General features: G+C 61.3%; 21 protein-coding genes and 1 tRNA gene. 6 read left to right on the forward strand and 16 right to left on the reverse strand.

What is annotated here, in order from left to right:
• Positions 1–195 precede the first annotated feature (195 nt).
• From Q0562_RS01195 to pepT, 14 genes are all read right to left on the reverse strand, one after another.
• Entirely contained in the window at positions 196–1,176 is a 981-nt protein-coding gene (locus Q0562_RS01195; protein WP_298640039.1) for a KamA family radical SAM protein, read from the reverse strand.
• Positions 1,173–2,540 carry a hypothetical protein gene (locus Q0562_RS01200; protein WP_298640042.1) on the reverse strand — a complete coding sequence of 456 codons (1,368 nt, stop codon included), beginning with the start codon at positions 2,538–2,540 and terminating at the stop codon, positions 1,173–1,175. Before Q0562_RS01200 ends, Q0562_RS01195 begins: the two co-directional genes overlap by 4 nt.
• 87 nt (positions 2,541–2,627) lie before the next feature.
• A complete protein-coding gene (locus tag Q0562_RS01205) occupies positions 2,628–3,572 on the reverse strand; it encodes a glycosyltransferase (RefSeq protein ID WP_298640045.1) in 945 nt (314 codons plus the stop codon).
• A 4-nt stretch (positions 3,573–3,576) separates the two neighbouring features.
• Positions 3,577–4,287 (reverse strand): hypothetical protein, encoded by a 711-nt coding sequence (locus Q0562_RS01210; protein WP_298640047.1) that lies wholly within the window; start codon positions 4,285–4,287, stop codon positions 3,577–3,579.
• A 160-nt stretch (positions 4,288–4,447) separates the two neighbouring features.
• A complete protein-coding gene (gene trpC, locus Q0562_RS01215; RefSeq protein ID WP_298640050.1) occupies positions 4,448–5,251 on the reverse strand; it encodes an indole-3-glycerol phosphate synthase TrpC in 804 nt (267 codons plus the stop codon).
• Entirely contained in the window at positions 5,248–6,279 is a 1,032-nt protein-coding gene (trpD, locus tag Q0562_RS01220; RefSeq protein ID WP_298640052.1) for an anthranilate phosphoribosyltransferase, read from the reverse strand. Before trpD ends, trpC begins: the two co-directional genes overlap by 4 nt.
• 7 nt (positions 6,280–6,286) lie before the next feature.
• Positions 6,287–6,841, reverse strand: a complete 555-nt coding sequence (locus Q0562_RS01225; RefSeq protein WP_298640054.1) for a pseudouridine synthase — start codon at positions 6,839–6,841, stop codon at positions 6,287–6,289.
• Between the two features lie 92 nt (positions 6,842–6,933).
• Positions 6,934–7,398 (reverse strand): DUF302 domain-containing protein, encoded by a 465-nt coding sequence (locus tag Q0562_RS01230; protein WP_298640057.1) that lies wholly within the window; start codon positions 7,396–7,398, stop codon positions 6,934–6,936.
• A gap of 42 nt (positions 7,399–7,440) precedes the next feature.
• A complete protein-coding gene (locus Q0562_RS01235) occupies positions 7,441–8,598 on the reverse strand; it encodes an amidohydrolase (RefSeq protein WP_298640060.1) in 1,158 nt (385 codons plus the stop codon).
• A gap of 16 nt (positions 8,599–8,614) precedes the next feature.
• Positions 8,615–10,141 (reverse strand): AbgT family transporter, encoded by a 1,527-nt coding sequence (locus Q0562_RS01240; RefSeq protein ID WP_298640062.1) that lies wholly within the window; start codon positions 10,139–10,141, stop codon positions 8,615–8,617.
• 287 nt (positions 10,142–10,428) lie between these two features.
• Entirely contained in the window at positions 10,429–11,811 is a 1,383-nt protein-coding gene (dcuC, locus tag Q0562_RS01245; RefSeq protein ID WP_298640065.1) for an anaerobic C4-dicarboxylate transporter DcuC, read from the reverse strand.
• Positions 11,812–11,855: 44 nt separating this feature from the next.
• On the reverse strand, positions 11,856–12,167 hold the full coding sequence (locus tag Q0562_RS01250; RefSeq protein ID WP_298640068.1) for a BrnA antitoxin family protein: 312 nt from the start codon (positions 12,165–12,167) through the stop codon (positions 11,856–11,858).
• Positions 12,154–12,441 carry a BrnT family toxin gene (locus Q0562_RS01255; protein WP_298640070.1) on the reverse strand — a complete coding sequence of 96 codons (288 nt, stop codon included), beginning with the start codon at positions 12,439–12,441 and terminating at the stop codon, positions 12,154–12,156. The genes Q0562_RS01250 and Q0562_RS01255 overlap by 14 nt, the downstream gene beginning before the upstream one ends.
• Before the next feature lie 49 nt (positions 12,442–12,490).
• Complete coding sequence (gene pepT, locus Q0562_RS01260) at positions 12,491–13,738, reverse strand: peptidase T (RefSeq protein ID WP_298640073.1); 1,248 nt, start codon at positions 13,736–13,738, stop codon at positions 12,491–12,493.
• Between the two features lie 176 nt (positions 13,739–13,914).
• Here pepT and Q0562_RS01265 point away from each other — a divergent pair, with 176 nt between their 5' ends.
• Positions 13,915–15,654, forward strand: coding sequence for an ABC transporter ATP-binding protein (locus Q0562_RS01265; RefSeq protein ID WP_298640075.1), 1,740 nt, complete (start codon positions 13,915–13,917; stop codon positions 15,652–15,654).
• 48 nt (positions 15,655–15,702) lie between these two features.
• Here Q0562_RS01265 and Q0562_RS01270 read toward each other — a convergent pair.
• Positions 15,703–15,778 (reverse strand) — tRNA-Thr (locus tag Q0562_RS01270).
• Between the two features lie 113 nt (positions 15,779–15,891).
• On the opposite strand from Q0562_RS01270, the gene Q0562_RS01275 reads away from it, so the two are divergent.
• Both Q0562_RS01275 and Q0562_RS01280 read left to right on the forward strand, forming a co-directional pair.
• Positions 15,892–21,096: a type ISP restriction/modification enzyme gene (locus Q0562_RS01275; protein ID WP_298640077.1), complete on the forward strand. Its 5,205-nt coding sequence runs from the start codon at positions 15,892–15,894 to the stop codon at positions 21,094–21,096.
• A 38-nt stretch (positions 21,097–21,134) separates the two neighbouring features.
• Positions 21,135–22,874 carry an ABC transporter ATP-binding protein gene (locus tag Q0562_RS01280; protein ID WP_298640080.1) on the forward strand — a complete coding sequence of 580 codons (1,740 nt, stop codon included), beginning with the start codon at positions 21,135–21,137 and terminating at the stop codon, positions 22,872–22,874.
• Positions 22,875–23,027: 153 nt separating this feature from the next.
• Here Q0562_RS01280 and Q0562_RS01285 read toward each other — a convergent pair whose 3' ends face one another.
• The gene (locus Q0562_RS01285) at positions 23,028–23,585 is read right to left on the reverse strand and encodes an NADAR family protein (RefSeq protein ID WP_298640083.1); all 558 of its coding nucleotides are present in this window, start codon (positions 23,583–23,585) and stop codon (positions 23,028–23,030) included.
• A 158-nt stretch (positions 23,586–23,743) separates the two neighbouring features.
• Between Q0562_RS01285 and Q0562_RS01290 the strand changes: the two genes are divergently transcribed.
• The 3 genes from Q0562_RS01290 to Q0562_RS01300 all read left to right on the forward strand — a co-directional run bounded on the left by Q0562_RS01290 (position 23,744) and on the right by Q0562_RS01300 (position 26,189).
• Entirely contained in the window at positions 23,744–24,634 is an 891-nt protein-coding gene (locus Q0562_RS01290) for a siderophore ABC transporter substrate-binding protein (protein ID WP_298640085.1), read from the forward strand.
• A gap of 84 nt (positions 24,635–24,718) precedes the next feature.
• The gene (locus Q0562_RS01295) at positions 24,719–25,258 is read left to right on the forward strand and encodes a DUF4274 domain-containing protein (RefSeq protein WP_298640088.1); all 540 of its coding nucleotides are present in this window, start codon (positions 24,719–24,721) and stop codon (positions 25,256–25,258) included.
• Position 25,259: 1 nt separating this feature from the next.
• A complete protein-coding gene (locus Q0562_RS01300) occupies positions 25,260–26,189 on the forward strand; it encodes an iron chelate uptake ABC transporter family permease subunit (protein ID WP_298640090.1) in 930 nt (309 codons plus the stop codon).
• Positions 26,190–26,195: the final 6 nt, after the last annotated feature.

Raw genomic sequence — 26,195 nt, forward strand, 5'->3', positions numbered from 1 at the left:
GATAACGCGGCCGCCGGTGTCCTTGATGGTGAGGTTGACTTGTTGTGCCATGTTGCGTTCCTTTTCGTTGGGGATGTGTACCGGCATCTGCCGGTGTGGTGGTATCACGCCGTTCGTGTTGATCCGCTGTCATCATGAACAGGCAATGTTGCGGTAATAACCGCGTATCTTATCGTTTTTTATGCGGGCTTGGCATCACCGGATGCCGAGTTTGTTGAGCGCGGTTTCCTGTTCGACGGTGAGTTCGCCGACCAGCACTTTGCCCCCGCCGCCGGGGATTTCGACGATGTAGGTCGGCATGGCAATGCCGGAGAGGCGGCGGCGCAGTTCGCGCACGATTTTTTTGCCTTCGGCGAGATTGGTGCGGAAGTGGCCGGTGCCGCGCGCGAGGTCGGGATGGTGCAGGTAGTAGGGGACGACGCCCGCATCCAGCAGGTCGTTCATCAAGCGGGCAAGGATGTCCGCGTCGGCATTGACGCCTTTGAGCAGCACGGTTTGTGCATAGAGCAGCGCGCCGTGCGCACGCAGGATACGCAGGGCGGCGCGGGCGTTCGCGGTCAGTTCGGCGCTGTGGTTGACGTGGATGACGATGTGCAGGCTTTGCGGCAGTCCGTCCAGATGGGCGAGCAGCGCGTCGTTGATAGCGGTGGGCTGGACGACGGGGATGCGGCTGTGGATGCGCAGGCGGCGGATATGGGCGAGGCTGCGGTAGGCGGCGGCGCATTGTTGCAGTTTTTTCACGCCGAGCATCAGCGGGTCGCCGCCGCTGTATATGACTTCTTCGACCTCCGGATGCGCGGCGAGGTAGGCGGCGACCGCGTCGATTTCCGCCCGGCGCAGGGCTTTGCCGCGCCGCCCGATGTGTTCTTTGCGGAAGCAGAAGCGGCAGTACACGGCGCAGACCGGCGAGATTTTCCACAGGACGCGGTTCGGGTAGCGGTGTACCAGCGACGGCAGCGGTGAATGCGGCGCATCGCCGATGGGGTCGCCCAGTTCGCCGGCGGCGACAGTGAGTTCGCGTACATCGGGGAAAAATTGCGCCGCGATGGGGTCATCCGGCGCATCGCCGAGCGCGGCCGCCATTTCGTCGCTCAGGGCAAACTGGTATTCGGCGAGCAGGCGGTGCAGGGTGGCGGGAGGCAAGCCGCGCCGCCGCGCCAGTTCTTCCGGGGTCATTCGGCTTTCAGGCGCAGGATGAGCGCCTTGTCGCCGCGCTCGTTGGCGACGGTGTGCAACACGTCGAAGAGTTCGAGGTCTTGCGGCGGTTGCGGGTTGTTCCGCCCCTGGATGTGGATGTAGAGGTCGTCTGCACCAATGTCGTAGTAGCGGGACACGGCGTTGCCCATTTCGGCAAAACCGTCCCCGCCACGGAAAGGTGCGCCGCCGCCGTAGTAGAGTGCGGTCAGGCTGTTGCTGAACACCCGGCCTTTGCCGTTCTGCGCGCGCGCCCATTCGCCCGCTTCGCGCAGGTAGGTCAGCGACGGGCCGAAGGTGATGATGCTGGCCAGCGCATAGGCGACCAGCAGCCAGGTGAGAATCAGCAGGCGCTGCGGCGGGATGCGCCCGCTTTTGACGCGTTGCAGGGCGTAGAACACCACGCCGGAGGCCAGCCACAGCGTCAGCATGGTGATGGGGGTGTAATAGAGGTCGCTTGGCAGCGCGTCGTAATACATGAAGGCCAGCGCCGCCATCACCCAGAAATAGCCGAGCGAGAAGAGGAAGAAGAGGCGCACCCGCCCTTCCAGCACGGTGTTTATCAGGCGGCGCGAAGCGGCGAGGACGGCGAGCAGCACAACCAGCGGCCCCATGATTTTTGCGGCGTTGACGGCTACCAGCAGCAGCGCAATCAAGAATCCCTCAAATATGCTGATGTCGGCGGGGCTGTTGGCATTGATGAAGAAAGACATATCGTGCCGCTTCAAATCGAGATTTTGCATGAAGGCGGGCAGCCACGCCGCGACCGCTTCCCGCCACGGCGGGACCGCCCAGATAACGCAGGCGATCAGGAGGTAATAGGCGAGGAGGAAACTGCCGCGTTCGCACAAACGCTGCCGCCAGCGGCTGCGCCCCGGCCAGAAAAGGAACAGCAGCGGGAAACCGCCTGCCCAGAACGCGGCGGCAGGGACAAACAGCGCCGCCAGCCAGGCGGTCAGCGCCCAGGCGGCAAAAGCGGGATACAGATGCGCGCGGTAATGGGCGAGGAACAGGTACAGCCCCGCGAGCCACAGCACCATCACCGGCTGGAAGGCGCTGACTTGCAGGCGGACGTCGTTGTATTCAGGATTGAAATTGAGCAGCAGGAAGAGCAGCAGCGTCGTCTGCGGGCCGATACCGGTCAGGCGGGCGATGCGGCAGAACAGCCACAGCGACAGCGTCGAAAACAGCGCCATCAGCGCCACCACCGCGTTGTCGTTTGCCTGCAACGGCGCAAGCAGATACTCAAAAAACGATTGCGCTCCATGCGTGCTGCGCCACAGCGTTTGCAGCGACTCGACATCCAGCACGCACCCGCCTTCCAGCCAGATCCAGACAGACGTCAACAGGGCAAACGCGGGAATGCAACCGTTCAACAACAGGGCGGGACGCTGCGCAACATCCCGCAAGAAAACAGATAAACGCGACAACATTCAGATTTCAAACCCAAAAATGCGCTGGCGCTTCGGATAATCCGCCGGATTGCGCACCTGCGTTTCCAGGAACTCGCCGATACGCTGCCCGATACTCTGCGGCTGAAAAATCTTGACGCGGGCGAGGGCGTGCTGCGCCAGACTGGCGAGGCGGTGCGGATTCAGCAAGATCTTGTCAATAATGGGGATCAGCGCATCCTTCTTGTTGAAAAAAATCGTGTCATGCAAATTGCGCCAGCGGTAAATCATGCGGATTTCGTTACCGGGGTCGGGGGTCAGCACCACCGCGCCGCAGGCCATCGCCCAAATCATCGGCGTCGGGTCATAACGGTCGCTTTCCGGAATAAAGACGAACAAATCCTCGCGCCCGACGATGCCGCTGCTCATCTCCGTCCACAGCGCCTCGCGGGCGCGGGCAAGCACATTCAGCTCCATCTTGCCGGCAAGTGCTTTCTGCAACTGCGCCGCCACCTCCCCGCCACCGTCATATACATGGCAGGCAGGCAACTCGCGCACTTTGGCGCGCGCAAAAAAATGTTCGGGATCATAAATCTGCGGAATCCAGAAGACATCATGCCCCTGCCCGCTGTACTCCTGCGCCACGTCTACATCACTGCCGATCCAGCGCAGCCACGGCATCGCGTGAAAATTCGATTTCATCTTGCGCCGCGTTTCCGGCGGATCGAATTCCGGCCGCAGCATCGCCAGATTCGGCAATGTGCGTAAAAAACGCCCCTGCTGATAAATAAAATCGCCGTCGTACATCAAAACGATGCGGTCGTAATGCGGCAGACGGACGAAATGACGAAAAAAATCATCCAGATTGGCACTTTGCTTGCCATCCAGCGCATAAAGATCACAAGTCCCAACCTGCACGCGCAAAGCGGCATAAAGCGCATTGAGATAAGTCGGCGAGTCTTTGGGTGCGAGCAGGAGAACTTTCATTACATTAGAGTGCTTTGTAATTCAATAATTTCAGGGTGAAGCGGGATTCCCCATCCTTGAGTTGTTGTAATTTTACCAAACGGAGGGGATTTTCGGCGAAGTAAATTTTCGTCTGCCGGTTGCCGCTGGTCTGCACAAACACCTTCACCGGCACCGTCCTGCCGCTCTTGCCGTCCTTCCATTTCTCGTCCGGCAACTGCGCCACCTCATAACTGCGGACGCGGTCTTCGTTGACCAGCGTGTACTTGTGTTCGCCGGCGCGCCCGCGCTCCACATCCAGCGTGCTCTGCACCACCAGGGCGAGAATATCGAGCGCCGGTTCATTCGGGTTGACGTGCAGCTCCTTGTTTTGCGAGCCGATCACCGCCTGAATCCGGCCATTCGCCACATCGCTGTAATTGTAATAAACGAACTGGTTTTCCTTGCCCTGCATCTCGCGGCGGTACGAACCGGGAATCACGCGGTCGCCGGCAATACGGCCTTCCGCCTTCTCGTGAATCTGCCCATAACCGAGCATCTTCGCGGCCAGCGACGGATTGCTGGTCGCCTCCACGCGGTAGCCCAAATCATTGAAAAACGCCTCATGCCGCACCCGGCCCGCACCGACCCCGCGAATCGACAAATCATACTCGGCGACGTAACTCTGCAAGGCGCAGGCAAAGGTGGAAACCCACAAAAACAGGGCAGCGATGCCCAGGCGGAAAGAACGGAACATACAACCTCCACAACAAAAAGAAGCGGCGGATTGTGCCACAGACATCCCGCCCCGACACCATACCAAATTCCCATCTTGCGCCGCGCCGCCGCCCGTTGCGCGGCAATCCGGCAACAAAAAAGGCAGACGCCGCCGTCTGCCTTTTTGCTGCATAACGGGCTCATCCCGCCGGTGCCAGCAGCGCCGTCAGCGCCGCGCCGGGGTCATCCGCCTGCATCAGCGCGCCGCCGACGAGGAAGGCGTGAATGTCCGCTGCCTGCATTTCATCAATGTCGGCGCGGGTGTGGATACCGCTTTCGCAAACCAGCAGGTAATCCGGCGGCAGCATGGCCTTGATGCGTTTTGAGGTGTCGAGCGAGACGGAGAAGTCATGCAGGTTGCGGTTGTTGACGCCGATAACGCGCAGCGGCAGTTTGAGTGCGCGCTCGCATTCGGCTTCGTCATGCACTTCGACCAGCACGTCCAGCCCCAGGTCGTGGGCGACGCGGGTGAATTGCGCCAGTTCGGCATCATTCAGGGCAGCGGCAATCAGCAGCACGGCATCAGCGCCGAGCGCGCGCGCTTCGACGATTTGGTATTCGTCAATAATGAAATCCTTGCGCAGCAGCGGCAGGCCGACCGCGCTGCGGATCAGGCGCAGGTAGCGGGCGCTGCCCTGAAAATATTTTTCGTCGGTCAAGACCGAGAGACAGGCTGCGCCCGCCGCCGCGTAGCTTTCGGCAATCGCCACCGGGTCAAAATTGGCGCGGATGACGCCGAGGCTGGGCGAAGCCTTCTTGATTTCGGCAATCACCGCCGTGCCGCCGACCGCGACCCGCGCCAGCAGCGCTTTCATGAAGCCGCGCGGCGCGTCGTTACTGGCGGCGATGTTTGCCACCAGTTGATCCATATCGATGCGCTGTTTCTGCGCCGCCACTTCCTGCCGCTTGTGCGCGAGGATTTCATCCAGAATCGTTGCCATCATTTCGCTCCCTGCAAACGTTGCGAACAGGCGGCGATGCGGTGCAACTGCCGCGTCGCGCTGCCGTCGCGCATCAGGGCGCGGGCGCGTTCCACCCCTGCCGCCAGATCCGGCACCGCCCCGGCGACGAGGAAGATGGCCGCCGCGTTCAGCGCCAGCATATCGAAGCCCACCGCCGGCGCGCCCGTGGCAAAGACCTGCTCAATCAGGGCGAGGCTCTCCGCCGCGTCCCTGACCCGCAGCGCGCTGTGGTCAGCGTGCTTCATGCCGAAATCCTTGGGATCAACCGCATGCTCGAAGATGATGCCGTCGTCGCGCAGTTCGACCACATTGTTCACCGCCGTGACGCTGAATTCGTCCAGCCCGTTTTGCGCATGCACCGCCAGCACCCGCCTGGCGCCGAGCGCGCGCGCCACTTCGACCATCGGCCACAGCCACGCCTTGCTGAACACGCCCAGCACCTGGTACTTGACTCCGGCGGGGTTGGCCAGCGGGCCCAGGACGTTAAACACGGTGCGGATGCCGATGGCGCGGCGCACCGGCACCACATGGCGCATCGCCTGATGGTACGCCTGGGCGAACATGAAGCCGAAACCTGTTTCCGCAATACATGCTTTCACCTGCGCGGGTTCGAGATCCACGACCACACCTGCCTGACGCAAGACATCGGCGCTGCCGGAAGCGCCGCTGGCGGCGACGTTGCCGTGCTTGGCAATCTTCACCCCGCCGGCAGAGGCAATCACCGCTGCCGCTGTCGAGACATTAAAGAGGCTGGCGCCGTCGCCGCCGGTGCCAACGGGATCCACCAGCACGCCCTCGCCCAAATCGGCAGGTTTCGCCAGTTCGCGCATCACCTGCGCCGCGGCTGTCACCTCGCTTGCCGTCTCGCCCTTCATCGCCAGCGCCGTCAAAAAGGCACCAACCGCTGCCGGATCGGCCTCGCCATGCATCAGAGCCAGCATGACGCTGCGCATTAACTCCGGTGGCACATCCTGGCCGTGCACCAGCAAATCAATCGCTTCCTTCAACATAAAAACCTCATTTTTTAACAAATTGCCAATGTCCGGATTGTAGCGCGCCCAAAGACCAATCACCAACCTGCACCCGCACCAAACGCAGCGTCGGCAGGCCGACCGCTGCCGTCATCCGCCGCACCTGGCGGTTACGCCCTTCGCGGATGACGATTTCCAGCCACGAATCCGGCACCGATTTGCGGAACCGCACCGGCGGCTCGCGCGGCCACAGCGCAGGCGGCGTGATGCGGCGCACTTCGGCGGGCAGCGTCTTGCGCGCCGTCTTCGCCTTCTTGTCGCGCAGCCACACCCCGGCGCGTAACTGCGCGAGCGCCGCTTCATCCGCTTCACCTTCCACCTGCACCCAGTAGCGCTTCGCCAGCTTGAAACGCGGGTCGGCGATACGCGCCTGCAAGCGGCCATCGTCAGTGAGCACGACCAGCCCCTCGCTGTCAAAATCCAGCAATCCCGCCGGATAGACGTTCGGCACGTCCACATAATTGGCGAGCGTCGCCCGCCCGGATTTGTCGGTGAACTGGCATAGCACGTTAAACGGCTTATTCAGCAAAATCAGCATCATCCCTCCGCACAAGAAAACGGGCGGCATTGTACGCTGCCGCCCGCCAAGCGGGATAAATCCCGGCCCCGCCAAGCGGCGTATTTTCTGGGGTTTTACGGTTGCACGGCGACGGTCGCGCGTATCAGTTTTTCCGCATTGGCGAGGGTGTTTTCCACCGCGCTGTACGGGGTGTTGCTGCGCGCCACCACTTGCTCGGCGCGGTTCAGCAGCACCCGCACCCCGCCGTCGATGACGGTGATGAGCACTTTCAGCGGCAGTTGCAGGGCGAGGGTCGGGTCGTTTTGCATCAGCAGGGTGCCGATGGCGGGTTTGCCGTAGATGAGGACGGTTGCGGGCTGCATGTCGAGTCCCGCCGCTTGCGCCGCCGCCTGATGGTCGATGCGGGCAAAGAGGGTCATGCCGTGGTCGCGGATGGCGGTTTCGATGGCGGCGACGGTCGCGGCAAAGTCGTAGCGGCTGGGTATGACCAGCGGCGCATCCTGCGCGAGGGAAGCGGCGGTTACGGGCGGCGGGCAAAAGGCATGCCAGATGTTTTTGAGGAAGTCTTTTGTTTTCATGGCCAGAGGTGGTCGAAAGCCGCCCGCAGGCGGCTTTCGGATTCAGTTTTTGAAGCGGGCACTGTTCATGCCGACGTCAATCATCATTTGCAGGCCGATGGCGAAGCAGCGTTCGTCCAGGCCAAATTTGGGGTGATGGTGCGGGTAGTCGAAGTTGGGCGCGCCAGAGCCGATTACAGCGTAGGTGGCGGGGGCGCAGCGGGCAAAGGCGCTGAAGTCTTCGCCGCCCATCATGCCCGGCAGGCTGACGATGTGTTCTGCGCCGAAGCGGGCGGTGGCGAGTTCGCGCACGATGGCGGTTTTCGCCGGATCGTTCCAGGTGACGTCGTAGCCGATTTGGTAGTCGAGTTCGTAGCTCGCGCCGTTTGCCGCGCAGAGGTTTTTGATGAGGTCTTCGATGGCTTTGCGCGCAAACTGGCGGTGTTCTTCGCTGGTGGTGCGGACGCTGCCGACGAGTTCGGCGCTGTCGGGGATGACGTTCTGCGCATACCCGGCACGGAAGACGGTATTGGAGATGACCAGGGCATCGTGCGGCGAGACGCGGCGTGAGACGATGCTTTGCAGCAGGGTGACGAACTGGGCACCGATGACGACGGGGTCAATGCTGCCTTCGGGCATGGCGGCGTGTCCGCCCTTGCCGCGTATGGTGAGGTAGTAGGCGTCGGTGTTGGCGCTGGCCATGCCGTCTTTGATGTCAAGGATGCCAACCGGCGAGGTGGAAAAGAGGTGCTGGCCGTAGATGAAGTCAAAGTCGTCAAAGTAGCCGGTGGCGACCATTTCCCGCGCGCCGCCAGGCAGCTTTTCTTCGGCATGTTGGAAGATGGCGTGGATTTCGCCGCTGAGTTGGTCGTAGTGATCATCAAAATAGCGGCAGGCGGCCATCAGGATAGCGGTGTGGCCGTCGTGACCGCAGGCGTGCATTTTGCCGTCATTCACCGAGCGGAAGGGCAGGTCGTCGCGCTCTTCCTGGATGGGTAGGGCGTCTATGTCGGCGCGCAGGCCGATTTTGGCGCCGGGTTTGCCGGTGGCAAAGACGACGACGACACTGGTCGGGGTCAGGCGTTCGATGCGGCTTGCGTGTTTGAGTTTACCCATTTCTTCGGCAATGAAGCGGCTGGTTTCCACTTCTTCGAAGGAGAGTTCAGGATGCTGGTGCAGGTGACGGCGCCATGCGGTGAGTTGTTGCAGGTATTGTTCCATTGTGGTTTTCCTGGGTTTAGAGGTAAATGAAGCCGCCTGGGCCGAGTTGCCAGTTCATCAGGTACCAGCCGATAAGCAGCAGGGTCCAGAAGATGGTAAAGGCAATGGTGTAGGGCATGAGTGCGGCGATGAGGGTGCCCATGCCGATGTTTTTGCTGTAACGCTGTGCGTAGGAGAGAAGCAGCGGCATGTAGGGCATCATTGGGGTGATGGGGTTGGTGATGGAGTCACCGACACGGTAGATCATTTGGGTGAAGGCAGGGTGGTAGCCAAGCAGCATCATCATCGGCACGAAGATAGGAGCGAGGATAGCCCATTTGGCTGAGGCGCTGCCAATGAGCATGTTGATGCCCGCCGAGAGGGCGATGATGCCGAGGATGAGGGTGATGCCGTTCTGCCCTTCCAGCAGCGCCGCGCCCTTGATGGCGATGATAATGCCGAGGTTGCTCCAGTTGAAGAAGGCGAGCATTTGCGCGGCGAAGAAGACGATGACGATGTAGGTACCCATGTTTGCCATGGAGTCGCCCATCATGCGCGATATGTCTCGCCCGCTTTTGGCGGTGCCGGCGACGAAGGCATAGACCAGGCCGGGGAAGAAGAAGAGCAGGGCAATGATGAAGACAATGCCGTTCATCAGGGGGGATTTTTCGATGAGGCTGCCGGTCGCGGCATTACGCAGCAGTGCGCCTTCCGGCACGGTGAGGATGAGCAGCAGGACGAGCAGGGCAAGCAGGGTGTAGTTCGCGGCGCGCATGGCTTTGCGTTCGTCGGGGCTGACGCTGCCATCATCGTTTGTTACCACGCCGGCTTCCGGGGTGTATTGCCCCATGCGCGGCAGGAGGATTTTGCCCGTTACCCACCAGGCGACCACGAGCAGCAGGAAGGTGGAGGCTGCGATGAAGTAGTAGTTCATCGCGGCATTGAGCGGCACTTTATCGTCAATCAGGGCGGCAGCGGGTTGGGTGAAGGTCAGCGCGAGTACATCGGTGAGGCCGACGGTGAGGTTGGCGGCAAATCCGCCGAGACAGGCGGCGTAGGCGCAGACCATGCCAGCGATGGGGTGATAGCCCATGCGCAGAAAGAGCAGCGCGGCGATCGGCGGCAGGACGATGATGGCGGCATCGGCGGCCATGTTGCCCATGATGCCGACGAAGATGATGACGGGGATGAGCAGGTTGGCGGGGGCGCGGGCGACAGCGACTTTCATCAGCGTTTCGAACCAGCCGGATTTTTCCGCGACGCCGACGCCGATCATGGCAGCGAGGACGACGCCGAGCGGCGGGAAGCTGGCAAAGTTTTTCACCGCGTCTTCGATGATGCGCACGATGTTTTCGCGGTTCAGCAGGTTGACGGCGGTGATGATTTTGCCGTCGGCGGGGTTGGTGGCGGTTACGCCCGCCAGCGCACACAGCCAGGAGGCGATGAGGATGATGGCGCAGAGGATGATGAAGATGAAGACCGGATCGGGCAGTTTGTTGCCCGCCTTTTCCACGCCGTCAAGAAAACGGGTGAAGAGACTGCGCCGGGACGTGCTGGCTGTCATAGGTTACCTCTTTGTTTTTCATGAATTTTATTGGGATGTTACCGCCGGTTCATGCGGACGCGACAGCGTAGCACGCTTTCTGGAGCTGACAAAGGTTTTTTAGTGAAAAAATGATGATTCTTGGATCTTTATGCTTGGTTTCGTTCTTTACGTGGTTTTTTTATTCTGAATTCAGGCAATAAAAGGCTGAATTTGTTTAATGTGGCAAAGCGGTTGGGACTATCCAGCTGAAAACACCGAATATAAAAAAGCCGCCGCAGTAGCGGCGGCAAGCGGCGATTTGCCGCTTATTTCGGCAGGATCAGCATGGTGTAGATGACGACCACGGTGGCGGCGGTGAGCGACGGCACGCTGTTGCGCTTGACGAGCAGCAGCGGCGAGATTTTGGCCGCGCCGGAGACGGCGACCATCACCCCGGAGACGGACGAGAGGCTGTAACCGGTGTTCGAGATTTGCATCATGGGCGCGATGAGGTACACGGGGTTGAAGCCCATTTGCCCCGCCAGTTTCGGCACGAGTTCGACGAAGGCGAAGAAGGCGGCGTTGCCGGAGCCTGTCGCGATGGTCACGAGCAGGGTAACGACGACGAGGATGAGCATGATGAGGTTGACGCCGGTGCCGATGCCCTGGGCGGCGGTGATGAGCGCATTGACGAAGCCGATGCTTTCCAGGCCGTGTGCGAAAACGCCTGCGGCAATGAGCAGCATGACCACGCCGGAGAAACCTTCCGCCATGCCGCGATAGAGCACTTCGAGGCCTTCGTAGGCTTTTTCCGCACTGCGCGCCCGTGCGTATTCGAGCAGGGCGGTGATGAGGACGGTGAGGATGACCAGCCCGCCCAGGCTGATTTCGGCGGCGATGGTGCCGTCGAAGATGAAGAGGCCGATGATGGGCAGGAAGGGCAGGATGGCGTAGCCGGTCGGGGCATCGGTTTTCAGGGCGGCGGCTTCGGCGGTGTCGATGGCGGCTTCCGCGCCGCCCGTGTTTTGCAGCAGCCCTTCGCGGCGGTCGCAGTAGCGCTGCCAGTAGAAGTGGGCGATGGCGGCACAAAGGAGGGCGATGAAGGACATCGGCATCAGGGTTTTGACGGCGAAGCCGATGATGTCCATGTTCGCTTTTTCCGAGGCGTAGATGACGTCGGCGGCGGTGAGCGAGAGGTTGACCATCATGGTGGAGGAGCAGATGGCGGCGGCGGAGGGCACGCTGATGCCGAGGCGGGTCATGATGGGGAAGAGGGTCGCCATGAGGAAGAGGCCGAGGGCGGTCGCCGAGTTGATGGCAATTGACATCAGCGCGCCGAGCAGGAAGCCGCCGGACATGACGGCGTAGGGCGAGTTCACGTAGCGCAGCGGTTTGTAGAGGATGCGGATGACGACGTCGTTCGCGCCTACGTGCGACATGTAGGCGGAAAAGCCGACGAAGATCATGATGAGCATGCCGAGGCCGCCGCCGCGCTCTTTGAAGAGGTCGTAGAGGTAGTTGCAGATGTCGGAAACAGGATGGCCGCTGGGGGCGTCAATGATGGGGTAGCCGCTGGCCAGGGCGATGGCGAGCAGGACGAGGCCGATGCCGAAAAGGATGCCTTTGGCGTTGTAGCCCTTGACGACAAACCAGCCTGCGGCAAAGACGGCAAGGGTGCCGATGGTGAGGCTGTAAGTTGCGCTATGCATGGTGATGCTCCGGTTAGGTGGGAGGCAAGCGGTGTCCCGGACGTTCAGGGGGAAGAGGGATTATCCGCTGACGGGCGGGAAGAAAGACGCATCACGTCGCGCAGGATGGCATTTAGCCGTTCGTGGTAGCTATCCCCCGTGGCGGTGAGCCAGGCGGCAACATCACTATCCAGCCTGAGGGTGATTTCCGTGGTCTGTGGTATGTAGAAACGTCCACGGATACCGCCGGCCGTTGCTTTAAGCGGTGGCGCGTCGCTGTAATCAATCGTGTCATCGGGCAATGCCGCCAGACGGCGCAGATCGACCTTGTCTTTTTCACTGAGCGGCGGGATGCCGTCATACTCAACCGTACTCATAAATCTTCCTTTCATTTTTGTCTGCTCTACGGGCACTGATGATACGGATAAATTCCATATCTTCATCGTCCTGCAGGGTATGGACAACAAGCATAAGGAGTGTACCGCCTGCATACCCGATGGTTTGCCAACGGCGTTCACCATTTTCTATCCGCTCGGGAAAGGAGACGGCAAACGGGTCATTAAACACCTGCGTGGCAACCTCAAAGCTAATGCCATGTTTGCGGCGATTTACAGCAGCCTTGTGCCCATCCCACGAAAATTTACGTCGCATTGTTTCCCGCGCGCAACGGCCAGGCGCAACAGTTGCGCGCGTCCCTTGTCTAATCGCGCTTGGCAAACTCGCGGCTGATGCCGAGGACGACGTTCGCCGCCTGCTCCATCACATCCAGCGAGATAAATTCAAACGGCCCGTGGAAGTTTTCCCCGCCGGTGAAGAGGTTCGGCGTCGGCAGGCCCATGTAGGAAATCTGCGCGCCGTCGGTGCCGCCGCGAATCGGTGCGGTCAGCGGCGTGATGCCGAGATCGCGCATCACTTTTTCCGCAATATCGATGATGTAGCGGTGCGGTTCGACCTTCTCGCGCATGTTGCGGTACTGCTCGCGGATTTCGACCTTGCCGCAGTGTTCGCCGTAATCGCGCTGCATGGCCGCCATCGTGTCTTTGAGCATCGTGCCGAGGGAGGCGAGTTCCTCGCGGGTGAAACTGCGCAGCAGATAGCGCAGGCGGCATTCTTCCAGTGTGCCCTCGAATTTGTAGAGGTGGATGAAGCCTTCGCGCCCTTCGCTTTCTTCCGGGGTGAGGTGCGCAGGCAGGCGGTTGTGAAATTCGCAGGCGCGGGCAAGGCCGTTCACCATCACGCCCTTCGCCGTGCCGGTGTGCACACTGCGGCCATAGAAGGTCACGACGCCTTCGTCGGCGTTGAAGTTTTCGTACTGCAATTCGCCCAGCGGGCCGCCGTCCACGGTATAGGCGACATCCGCGCCGAAGGCCTTGACGTCGAAATGTTTCGGCCCACGCCCGATTTCTTCGTCCGGGGTGAAGGCGACGCGGATTTTTCCGTGCGGGATTTCCGGATGCGCCAGCAGATATTCCACCGCCGAAAGGATGATGGCGATGCCGGACTTGTCATCCGCGCCGAGCAGCGTCGTGCCGTCGCTTGTGACCAGCGTGTGTCCGTGCAGGCCGTCCAGCGCCGGAAATTCTTTGGGCGAAAGCATCTTACCGCTGCCTTTGAGCGGAATATCGCCGCCGCCGTAATTCTCGATCACCTGCGGCTTCACATTCTCGCCGCTGCATTCCGGCGAAGTATCGACGTGCGCCATGAAGCCCAGCACCGGCACTTTCTTGTCGGTGGTGGCGGGCAGGGTGGCAAAAAGATAGCCCTTGTCATCGAGCGAGACTTCCGTCATGCCGAGCGCCGTGACTTCATCGCGCAACAGCTTCAGCAAATCCCACTGCTGCGGCGTGGTCGGCACGGTATCGCTGGCGGCATCGGAAGTGGTATGCACCTTCACATAACGTTGCAGGCGTTCCAGAAGCGGTTTTCTGAGCGGAATCAAAGCAGACATAAAAAACACCTCACAGTTGAAAATTCGCGCAGATTCTAACACATTCACGCTGAATTATGTGGAAGTGTTACCGCACTTTTGGCTAAATCCACAATGCCGCCACGAAAAACCACACAAGCGATGACAGTTCCAATGCGAACCGCTATCATCACCGTCAACCCCAACCGGAGCTCCCCATGAAAACCAACCACTGGCGCATCATCGACCCCGTGCGCGGCCGCATCCGCCTTGCCATGAGCCTCTCCGTCGCCGCATCCGTCCTGACCGTGGCCGGACTGCTGCTGACGGCACACATCCTCAAACACCTGCTCGACGGCGGCACCGCCTGGGGCGAAGCCGCCGCGCTGGTGGCGCTGACGCTGGCCGCCTGGGGCTTGCGCGCCCAATCCTTCCGCGTCTCGCACCTCGCCGCCTTCCGCCTGGAAGAAATCCTGCGCGAACGCCTCGCCGGCCACCTCGCCCGCGTGCCGCTCGGCTACCTGCACGACCACGGCGCGCCGGCGCTGACCAAAATCATGCAGGACGACGTGCGCGACCTGCACAGCTTCGTCGCCGACAGCACCCCGCTCTACGCCCGCAGCTACGCCGCGCCGCTCATCAGCCTCGTCGTGCTTTACCTGATCGACTGGCGGCTGGCACTGGTAGCCACGGCGGTGCTGGCCGTCGGCCTCGTGCTGTTCGGCATCATGATGAGCCAGGTCGGCCCGGCGCATGCCGCCTACAACGCCGCCCGCGAACAGGTCAACACCGCCGTCATCGAATACGTGCAGGCCATGCCGGTGGTGCGCACCTTCGACGGCGGCGCCGCCTCCTTCGGCCGCTACCAGCGCGCGCTCGACCACTACCGCGACGTGCTCATCGGCTGGTATGCCGATGTCGGCGTGCAGGCGCGCGGCGCGCTGGTGCTGCTCAACCCGGTGCCCACCCTGCTCGCGCTCGCCTGGTGCGGCCTCTACTGGTGGCAGGCGGATGCCCTGCCCTTCCCCGTCTGGCTCGCCGTGCTGCTCATCGGCACCGGCATGGCCGACGCACTGATGCCCTACATCGCCCTCATCCACCTGATCGACAAAGCGAAAATCAGCGCCGAACGCATCCTCTCCATTCTCGATGCGCCCGTGCTGCCCGTACACGAACCGCCGCACACGCCCGCCGGCGCCGATGTCGTCTTTGCGCACGTCAGCTTCCGCTACCCCGGCCGCAGCGAAAACGCCCTCACCGACATCAGCTTCACCGCCCCGGCGGGCAGCCTGACCGCGCTGGTGGGCGGCTCCGGCGCGGGCAAATCCACCGTCGCCCGCCTCATCCCGCGCTTCTGGGACGCCGATAGCGGCCACATCCGCATCGGCGGCGCCGACATCCGCCACCTGCCGCCCGAAACCCTGATGGCGCAAGTGGCCTTCGTCTTCCAGGACAACATCCTCTTCAGCGGCAGCATTGCCGACAACATCCGCTTGGGCAGCCCCGCTGTCACCGATGCCGAAGTTGAGGCCGCCGCCCGCGCCGCGCAAATCCACGACACCGTCGCCGCCCTGCCCGACGGCTACCAAACCCGCATCGGCGAACGCGGCGCCACCCTCTCCGGCGGCCAGCAGCAGCGCCTCACCATCGCCCGCGCCATCCTGCAAAACCGCCCCATCCTCATCCTTGACGAAGCCACCGCCTTCGCCGACGCCGAAAACGAAGCCCTGCTGATGCAGGCGCTGCGCGAACTGATGCGCGGCAAAACCGTGCTGATGATCGCCCACCGCCTGCCCACCATCCGCGACGCCGCACAAATCCTCGTCTTCGAGCGCGGGCGGCTGGTGGAATCCGGCAGGCACGACAGCCTCATGGCGCAAAACGGCCGCTACGCCCGCTTGTGGCGGGCGGGCGAACAGGCGCGCGACTGGCGCATCAGCCCGGGACAACGCGCATGAAACACGCACAAAAAAGCCCCGCGAAGCGGGGCGAAGGTAAAGAGAAAATGGAGCCGGTAAAGGGACTTGAACCCATGACCTGCGCGTTACGAATGCGCTGCTCTACCAACTGAGCTATACCGGCGAAACGCGCGCAATCATACACACAAGCCCCCGCCAAGACAACGTCAACGCGGCTTTTGCATCATCCGGCCTGCTCTGTAAAATCCCCCATCTGGCAAACAGACCGAGTATCCCATGACCCCCTTGCAACACCTCCTCGCCCGTTTCCGCGCCGAAAGCCCGACCATCCGCGACCAGGGCACCGCCTTTGAGCGCCTGATGCTGGACTACTTCCAGACTGAGCCGCAATACCGCGACCTATACCATACCGTGCAGCCCTACGCCGTATGGGCAGCCGCCCATCTGGACGAACTGCATCTGGGCAGCACCGGCGACGCGGGTATTGACCTCGTCGCCACCACCCATGACGGCGAATATCACGCCATCCAGTGCAAAAACTACGCCGCTGATCACACCCTGCAAAAAAAAGATATCGACAGCTTTTTCACCGCTTCCGGCAAAACGTATTTCAGTCACCGCATTATCGTTACGACCACCAACCACTGGTCGAAAAACGCTGCTGACGCGCTGCATGGTCAGCAAACCGCCGTCAGCACCATTACCCTGAGCGACCTGGAAGAAAGCAAAATTGATTGGGCTCGCTACCAAAGCGGGCAAACCCCGCCGCTCAAAGACAAGAAAACCCTGCGCCCGCACCAGGAAAAAGCGCTGAGTGACGTGGCGCGCGGCTACGCACGCGGCGAAACGCGCGGCAAACTCATCATGGCCTGCGGTACCGGCAAAACCTTCACCGCCCTGCGCATTGCCGAGCAGGTCGCCGGATGCGGTAAACGCGTCCTCTTCCTCGTCCCCAGCCTCGCCCTGCTCAACCAGACCCTGCGCGAATGGACACAGGACAGCGAACTGCCGCTGCACAACTTCGCCGTCTGTTCCGACAGCAAAATCGGCAAAAAAGAAGAAGACGATGCCGACTTCATCACCCGCAGCGAACTCGCCTACCCCGCCACCACCAGCGCCAAAAGCCTTTACCACGCCACCCAGCGGCGACACGACGACGCACACATGACCGTCACCTACGCCACCTACCATTCCATCGACGTCATTCATCAGGCACAGGCGGCATACGGCCTGCCTGATTTTGACCTCATCATCTGCGACGAAGCGCACCGCACCACCGGCGCCACCTTCGAAGGACAAGAAGAATCCGCCTTCGTCAAAGTGCACGACAACGACACCATCCGGGGTGCAAAACGCCTTTACATGACCGCCACCCCGCGCATCTATGGCGACAAGGCCAAAGAAACCGAGGGCGTCGTGCTCTATTCCATGGACGACAAAACCCACTACGGTGGCACCTTCCACACCCTCAACTTCTCATCCGCCGTCAGCCAGGGATTACTCGTTGATTACAAAGTCATCGTCCTTGCCATCGAAGAAGCGCACATCAACCGCCGCCTGCAAGGCCTGCTCGCCGACGGCCACAACGAACTCAAAGTAGATGATGCCGCCAAAATCGTCGGTTGCTGGAAAGCCCTGTCCAAATACGGCTTGAGTGGCGAAGAAGGTGCGCTGTACGAACCGATGCGCCGCGCCGTTGCCTTCTGCCAGGTCATCGAAAAAAACTACAAAGGCAAAAAACACAAAGTCAGCTCGCGCCTCATCGCCGATAGCTTCAAAGATGTCGTCAAGGCCTACCAGACGGCGGAAAAAGAAGAATGGCAGCGGGACAACCCCGGCCTGCGCCTGCCACCGCAACTCACCATGCTGTGCGACGCCAGACACGTGGACGGTGGCATGAATGCCGTCAAAAAAGAAGCGCGCCTGCAATGGCTGAAAGAAGAAACCGCAGAAAATACCTGCCGCATCCTCTCCAACGTGCGCTGCCTCTCGGAAGGCGTGGACGTGCCCGCGCTGGATGCCGTGCTCTTCCTCACCCCGCGCAACTCGCAGGTGGACGTGGTGCAATCCGTTGGCCGCGTCATGCGTCTCGCTAAAAACAAAAAACGGGGCTACGTTATCCTGCCCGTCGTCATCCCCGCCGGACTCGACCCTGCCGACGCCCTCGACAAAAACGAAAACTACCGCGTTGTCTGGCAAGTGCTGAACGCCCTGCGTGCCCACGATGACCGTTTCGACGCCATGATCAACAAACTGGAATTCAACGGCAAAGACGAACACAAAATGGAAGTCATCGCCATCGCCGACAAAATCCAGCCCAAAACCCAAAGTGGCGGCAAAACTGCCAGAACCCTGCGCGAAAAGCGGGGCAGCTACGACATCGGTAGCCCCGAAACCCCGCCGCCACGTGTTCAGGAAAACCTGCCATTCGAAGTCGGCGAAATCGAGCGCGCCCTCTACGCCAAAATCGTCAAAAAATGCGGCAACCGCCACCACTGGGAAGACTGGGCGGGCGACATCGCCAAAATTGCCAACACCCACATTGACCGCATCCACGCCATCCTGGCCGACCCCGCCAACCACGCCGAAAAAGCCGCCTTCGCCAACTTCGCCGCCGAACTGCGCGACGACCTGAATGGCGACATCAGCGACAACGACATCATCGAAATGCTCGCGCAGCACATGATTACCCAACCCGTCTTCGATGCCCTCTTCGCCGGCTACAGCTTCGCCGCGCACAACCCGGTCAGCCTCGCCATGCAGGACATCCTCGAACGCCTGCACGACAAAAACTTGCACAAAGAACGCGACCGCCTGCAAGACTTCTACAAATCCGTGCAAATGCGCGCCGAAGGCATCAACAGCGCGGCGGGTAAACAAAAAATCATCGTCGAGCTTTACGACAAATTCTTCCGCAACGCCTTCCCGCGCATGACCGAACGCCTCGGCATCGTTTACACCCCGGTCGAAGTCGTGGACTTCATCATCCACAGCGTCGAAGACATCCTGCGCCGCGAATTCAACAGCAGCCTGCAAGACAAAGGTGTGCACATCCTCGACCCGTTCACGGGTACAGGTACCTTCATCACCCGCCTGCTGCAAAGCGGCATCATCCCGCGCGAACGCCTGCCGCAAAAATACCGCGCCGAAATACACGCCAACGAAATCGTCCTGCTCGCCTACTACATCGCCGCCATCAACATCGAAGCCACCTACCACGACCTGACAAGCAGCGAAAACCAAGCGGCGGCATACGAGCCCTTCACCGGCATCTGCCTCACCGACACCTTCCAGATGTACGAAAAAGGCGACTACCTCAACGAAATGCTGGTGGACAACAGCGCCCGCCGCAAACGGCAAAAAGCCCTGGACATCCGCGTCATCATCGGCAATCCGCCTTATTCCGCCGGACAAGAATCTGCCAACGACAATAACGCCAATATCGCCTATCCGCACCTGGATGAACGCATCCGCCAAACCTATGCCGCACAATCTACGGCGACTTCTACAAAAAATCTAATGGACAGCTACATCCGCGCCATTCGTTGGGCATCCGACCGCATCAAAGAAAAAGGCGATAAAGGCATCATCGGCTTCGTCACCAATGCCGGCTGGATAGATGCCAATACCACCGATGGCCTGCGCCAGTGCCTGGTCGAAGAATTCAGCAGCCTTTACATCTTCCATTTGCGTGGCAATGCCCGCACATCAGGCGAACGCCGTCGCCAAGAAAAAGATAACGTTTTCGGACAAGGCACCCGTACCCCCATCGCCATATCCATCCTCGTCAAAAACCCGCAAGCGACAAAACAGGGGCAAATCTACTACCACGACATCGGTGACTACCTTACCCGCGAAGAAAAACTGGCGACCATAGCGGAGCTCGGCAGCATCAACGGCATCACCGCCCAGCACGGCTGGCAGGAAATCATCCCTGACGAACATAACGACTGGCTCAACCAGCGCGACCCTAATTTTGACAACTACATCAGCTTGGGGGATAAGAAAGACAAAGCAGAAGTTACAATTTTTGATAATTATTCGTTAGGCTTGGGAAGCAATAGAGATGCTTGGGTGTATAACTTCTCTAATTCAAAACTAGAGAGGAATATGCAGACAATGATTAATTGTTATAACCAAGAGACTTATCGTTTTCAGATGGCGCTCAATAACGGATTATCCCCTGATTTAAATGATTTTATTGAAAAAGATGAAACCAAAATTAGTTGGTCTAGCAGTCTGATTCCTAAACTTGAAAAAGGAATTACTGCACATTTCAGTCCAAACAAAATAACTATTGGTATGTATAGACCCTTTTCCAAACAGTTTGTTTATTATGACCGTATGATGAATCATCGTGTTGGACAGATACCGCAAATATTTCCAAGTCCTGATGTCAGTAATCAAGTTATTTCCGTAACCGGACGCGGGGCAACCAAAGAATTTTCCGCATTAATCACAGACCAAATCCCTGATTTGGAGATGATTTCCAAAGGGCAGTGTTTCCCCAAAGATTTATTTGAACCGGAAGAAGACGTAGAAATCGCAGAGCGGACGGACGGACGGACGGACGGACGGACGGACGGACGGACGGACGGACGGACGGACGATTATACCGACGGGCGGCGTAGAGAACTTGGCAATATGTCTGACCGTGACGGGCAGCAAGGGCTTTTCCGTTCTGATGACGGACACCATCCCCGACCTACATTTGATAGGGGATGCTCAATGCTTCCCCCTCTTCCTCTACGAGACGGAGGAAGACGCATGAACACGCCGCAACAAGACCTCTTCACCGCAGGCGGCAGCGCACCGCAAAAGAAACTCGTCCGCCGCAGCGCCATCACCGACGGCGCGCTGGCGCATTTCCAGGCACCCTACACCGAAACCATCAGCAAAGAAGACATCTTCTATTACATCTACGGCCTGCTGCACAGCGAAGAATACCGCGCGCGCTATGCCGACAACCTCAGCAAACAACTGCCGCGCATCCCGCGCATGAAAACTTACGCCGGTTTCGCTGCCTTCAGCCGGGCGGGGCGCGAGCTTGCCGCCCTGCACCTCCACTACGAAACCGTGCCCATCCACACCGGCGTCACCCTCGCCAGCAAGCTGAACCTTGCCCTCACCCCGCAGGCCATTCTCGGCGGCAGCGATGCGGACTTCACCGTGCGCAAAATGAAATTCGCCAAAAAAGATGACAAAACCCGCATCATCTACAACGACAAAATCACCGTGGAAAACATCCCCGTAGCCGCTTATGACTACATCGTCAACGGCAAACCGGCACTGGAATGGGTGATGGAACGGCAGTCCGTCACCACCGACAAAAAGTCCGGCATCACCAACGACGCCAACGACTGGGCGCGCGAGACCATGCACAACCCGCGCTACCCCTTGGAACTGCTGCTGCGCGTCATCACCGTCAGCCTCGAAACCCAAAAAATCGTTCACGGCCTGCCTGCATTGGACATTCTCTGAATATCCGGCGCGGCAGCGGCATCACACAGGAGAACCCCATGAACCCCATCGCCACCTACCGCCTCATCATTCGCGCCGCCGGGCGGCAAGCCCCCGTGTTGCGCCGCTGCCTCGCCTTTGCCGTGCTCGCCGCCGTCATGCAGGGCGCGGGTTTCGCCCTGTTCGTGCCGCTGTTCCTCGCCCTCGCCGCCGGACGGCCCGGCACGGCGGCGGCCTGGCTCGGCGCGGCCAGCGCCCTGCTCGTCCTCTCCTCGCTGTGCCGCTGGTTCGCCCAGGATTACGACTACCGGGGTGCCTGCGCCCGCGCCGGCGACGCCATGCGCCGCCACCTCGGCGAACAGCTGCGCCGCATCCCGCTGCAAACCCTGTACCGCCGCCGCAGCGGCGAATTGAACGCCCTGCTCGCCGGCACGGTGGACGAAGTGTTCAACTACACCCTGAACGTCAGCATGATGCTGATTAACGCCGTCGTGCCGCCGCTGGCCACCGCCGCCGTGGTGCTGTTTTGGGACTGGCGCAGCAGCCTGGTGCTGCTCCTCAGCTACCCGCTCATCCTGCCGCTTTACCATTGGGCCGAGCCGCTCCTGGCACGCGGCCGCAGGCAGCTTGCCGACGCTCACGCCGCGCTGAATGCCGAGCTGCTCGAATACAGCCGCGGCCTGCCCGCCCTCAAAGCGGCCAACAGCACCGGTGCGCACCTGCCGCGCCTGAGCGCCGCCATCGGCCGTGTCGCCGCCGTGCAGCGCGATGCCCTCGCCCACGAAGCCCGCCCCAACGCCCTGCTCGGCTCGGCGGTGGAAATCTGCCTGCTGCTGGTGCTGCTCACCGGCCTCTACTGGGTGAGCGGCGGCAGCCAGAGCGCCTGGCTGTTGAGCGCGCTCATCGTCGCCGGCGCCCGTTTCGCCGAGCCGCTCGGCTACTTCCTCAGCCTGATGGGCGTCTATGCCATGCTGCGCGACGGTTACGGGCGCCTGCAAGAAATGCTCGCCACCCCCACCCTCGCCCGCGACGCCGAGGCCGCCCTGCCCGCGCACTTCGACATCCGTCTGGAAAACGTGCATTTCCACTACGAGGCCAATCCGGAACCCGTGCTGCGCGGCCTCGACCTCACCATCCCCGAACGCGGCATGACCGCCCTCGTCGGCATGTCCGGCTGCGGCAAAACCACCGTCAGCCGCCTCATCATGCGCTACGCCGACCCGCAGCAAGGCCGCATCCGCATCGGCGGCACGGACATCCGCGCCCTTGACCCCGAAGACCTGATGCGCCTGATTTCCGTGGTGTTTCAAGACGTGTATCTGTTTGACGACACGATTGAAAACAACATCCGCCTCGGCAAGGCCGGCGCCACCGCCGCCGAGATCGAAGCCGCCGCCCGCGCCGCCCGCTGCCACGATTTCATCAGCGCGCTGCCCGAAGGCTACCAGACCCGCGTCGGCGACATCGGCGGCAAGCTCTCCGGCGGTGAAAAACAACGCATCAGCATCGCCCGCGCCCTGCTGAAAAATGCGCCCATCATCATCCTCGACGAGCCCACCGCCGCGCTCGACACCGAAAGCGAAGTGGCGGTGCAGCAGGCCATCGACGAACTGGTGCGCGACAAAACCGTGCTGGTTATCACCCACCGCCTGAGCACCATCAGCGGCGCGGAACAAATCGTGGTGCTGGACAAGGGCATCATCAGCGAGCGCGGCACGCACGAAACCCTGCTTACGCAAAACGGCCGCTATGCCAACTTATGGGCGGCAGGCGGCTGGGGAGCAGGCGGTAACGGTTGAGGGGTGCGGCGGTTGAAGCGTTCGGCGGTTTTCCCGCTGCCGGACGCTGTACCATCCCGAAACCGTTCCGCCAGCGGCGGAAGTTTGCCCCGCCATGTGCGGCGGGCTGGCGGCCCGCCGCCATTCCGGGATGGGTGAAGGAGGGAAGAGCGGTTACGCGGACTGGCGCAGGGCGCTGCGGACGCGCATCAGGATGAAACCGAGCAGGTTTGACCCGTGCCATTGCGAGGGATCGTCGTGATACGGGTCGTCCCCCGTCATGCCGATGCCCCAGATGCGGTCAACCGGGCTGGCGCCGACCAGGACTTTGTCGCCGGTCGCGAGCAGAAAGGCTTTGAGTTCGGGGTTCTGGCTGAATTTGGCGAGGTTGCCGTCATAGACGATGCCCTCGCGCGCCGCCTGCCAGCGGTCTTCGTCGAAGTCCGGAATCTGCCGCCTCAGGTCTTTCACCGCGCGCGGCGAGGGGTTGGCAAGGATTTCGCGGTAGGCGGCCTCGTCGTTAAAGAGGCGGGCTTTCTGCGCCATCATGTAGTGTTCGGCGGTCGGGTAGTGCACGCCGTCCACGGTGAAGGCGGCGGGATACCACTGGCTGAATACGGATCTGTCGATATGCTGCGGGTGTTTCGGGATGTGCCCCCAGAAGGTCAGGTATTCCAGTTTCTCGTTGCGCTGAATGGCGGCGATGAGGTCGTCGAGGCTATGGATGGACATGGCTGTACTCCTGTCAGTTGAACAACAAGACGACAGGCAGAACCCGCCGTCGGCCTTCATTGTAGAGGGTTTGCGCGGCATATGGCGCAATTCGCCTTGCCAAATCCCGCCGCTGCATTTAGATTGGCTTTCTCATTTGCAAACCAACGGAGCCTCTCATGTTGAAAAAAATCCTCGCCGCCGCTGCGGCGTCTTTCCTCTTCGCCGCGCAAGCCGTGCCGCTGAAAACCGCGCAGGGTGATGTCGAGATTGCCAAAGTGCCGGAACGCATCGCCGTTTATGACATCGGCGTGCTGGACAGCCTGGTCGCGCTCGGCCTCGGCGACAAAATCGTCGGCGTGCCGGACGGCAAATTCGCCGCCGCATTTACCCTGCCGAACGCCAAAGAAGTCGGCACCCTGTTCGAGCCGGATCTGGAAAAGCTGAACGCGGTCAAGCCCGATCTCGTCATCGTCGCGCTGCGTTCGGCGGGCAAGCGGGATGACGTGCAGAAGGTCGCGCAGGCGGTGGATTTGACGCTGCCCGGCAAGAACCTCTATCAGGAAGGGCTGGAACGCCTCAATGCGCTGGGCGCGGCATTCGGCAAGGCGGAAGAAGCGAAGAAAGTCGGCGACGAGCTGAACGCGCTGCGCGATGCGGTCAAACCGCTTGCCGCCGACAAGGGCAAGGTGCTGGTGGTGCTGGTCAACGGCCCGAAGATTGCGCTGTACGGCCCGGATTCGCGCGCGGGCTGGTTGCAGGCGGAACTGGGGCTGAACCTCGTCCACAACGAGAAAATGTCCGGCCGTCACGGCGATCCGGTGTCCTTTGAATACATCGCCGCCGAAAACCCGGACTGGATTATCGCCCTCGACCGCCTCGCCGCGATTGGCGAAGACGGCGCCAGCGCGAAGCAGACGCTTGATAACGCGCTGGTGAAACAAAGCACCGCCGGGCAGAAAAACCAGATTGTCTATCCGCAAACCAAGAATATTTACATCGACGTCGGCGGCCCGGCGGCGCTGCGCGAAATCTTGCAGGAATTGCAGGCGGCGTTTGCGGGCAAGTAATCTGCCGCAGGGCGGGTACCGCCCGCCGCAGCAATATCAACGGCGGGCCGAAGCCCGCCCTCTCTTTTTTTCAGGAATCCCGCCATGCACACCGAATTTGGCCTGGAACCCTTTGCAGACGCCCGCGATGAGCGGGCGCATCAGCTCGTCACCGCCCACCTCGCGCAAGCCTCGCCCGCCGGGCAGTTCTGCTTCGTGCAGCGCTCGAATTACGACGACAACGCCCACGCGCTGCGCTGGCTGGCCGAGCGTCCCGAGACGGATCGCGCCGCGATGCTCGCCATGTACTGGAATCTGGGCGCGGATTATTTGATGCAGTACGCCGAGGCAGCGGATGCGCCCGCTTATGAGCAGGCCTCCTGGCAATTCTGTCGCCTGCTGGAAGCGCGCTACTGCGGCGGTTTTTATCCGCACGCCGCCGTCTATTTCAATCCGCATGAGACGGACGGCGCTTATCCCTTCGAGTACGACGGCATCACGCGCCGGCGCGAGGCACCGCCTGCGATGCTGGCAACAGTCGCAGGCGCGCAGCGCGTCGATGTCGATGCAGACTTCCCCGATTATGACGACGGACTGCCGCCGGCGGTCGCGGCAGCGGTATGGGCGCTGTACGATGAAGATTGACATGCCAAACCGCCGCGTCCTCGCCGCTGCCGCCCTCCTGCTCGCCCTCGCCGCGCTCAGTGTCAGCATCGGCGTCGCCCGGCTGGACTGGCTGATTTTCTGGGTCAGCCGCCTGCCGCGCACGCTGGCGCTGATTCTCGTCGGCACCAGCATGGCGGTGGCGGGCACCATCATGCAGCTTGTCGTGCATAACCGCTTCGTCGAGCCGAATACGGCGGGCACGGCGCAGGGGGCGATGCTCGGCATCATCCTCACCACGCTGTTCACCCCGCACTGGCCGCTGCTTGCCAATATGGGCGTCGCCGCCGCCTGTGCCTTCGCCGCCATGCTGGTGTTCCTCGCCCTCGCGCGCCGCATCCCGCCGAACGACCCGCTGCTCCTGCCGCTGGTCGGTCTCGTTTACGGCGGCATCATCAGCGCGTTTGCCGTCTATCTCGCCTACCGCTACGAGGCGCTGCAACTGCTCGGCACCTGGCTGTCGGGCGATTTCTCCGCCGTGTTGAGCGGGCGTTATGAATTGCTGTGGCTGGGCGGGCTGGTAACGTTCCTGCTCTATCACTACGCCGATGTGCTGACGATTGTCGGCATGGGCGAGCAGATGAGCCGCGCCCTCGGCATCCCCTACCGCCGCCTGGTGCTGCTGGCGATGGCGGCGATTTCGCTGATGACGGCGCTGGTGGTGATCAGCGTCGGCATGGTCGCCTTCCTCGGCCTCGTCATGCCGAACATCGTCCGCCTCTTCCTCGGCGACAACCTGCGCCGCAGCCTGCCGTGGACGGCGTGGCTCGGTGCGGTGATGCTGCTCGCCTGCGACGCCCTCGCCCGCACCATCCGCTACCCCTACGAACTGCCCGCCAGCACCATCCTCAGCGTCATTGGCGCGGTGCTGTTCCTCTATCTGCTGCTGCGCCCCGCCCGCCGCCCCGCCTGATTCCGC

The sequence above is a fragment of the uncultured Cardiobacterium sp. genome (genome assembly GCF_938028825.1).
Classification (GTDB): Bacteria; Pseudomonadota; Gammaproteobacteria; order Cardiobacteriales; family Cardiobacteriaceae; genus Cardiobacterium.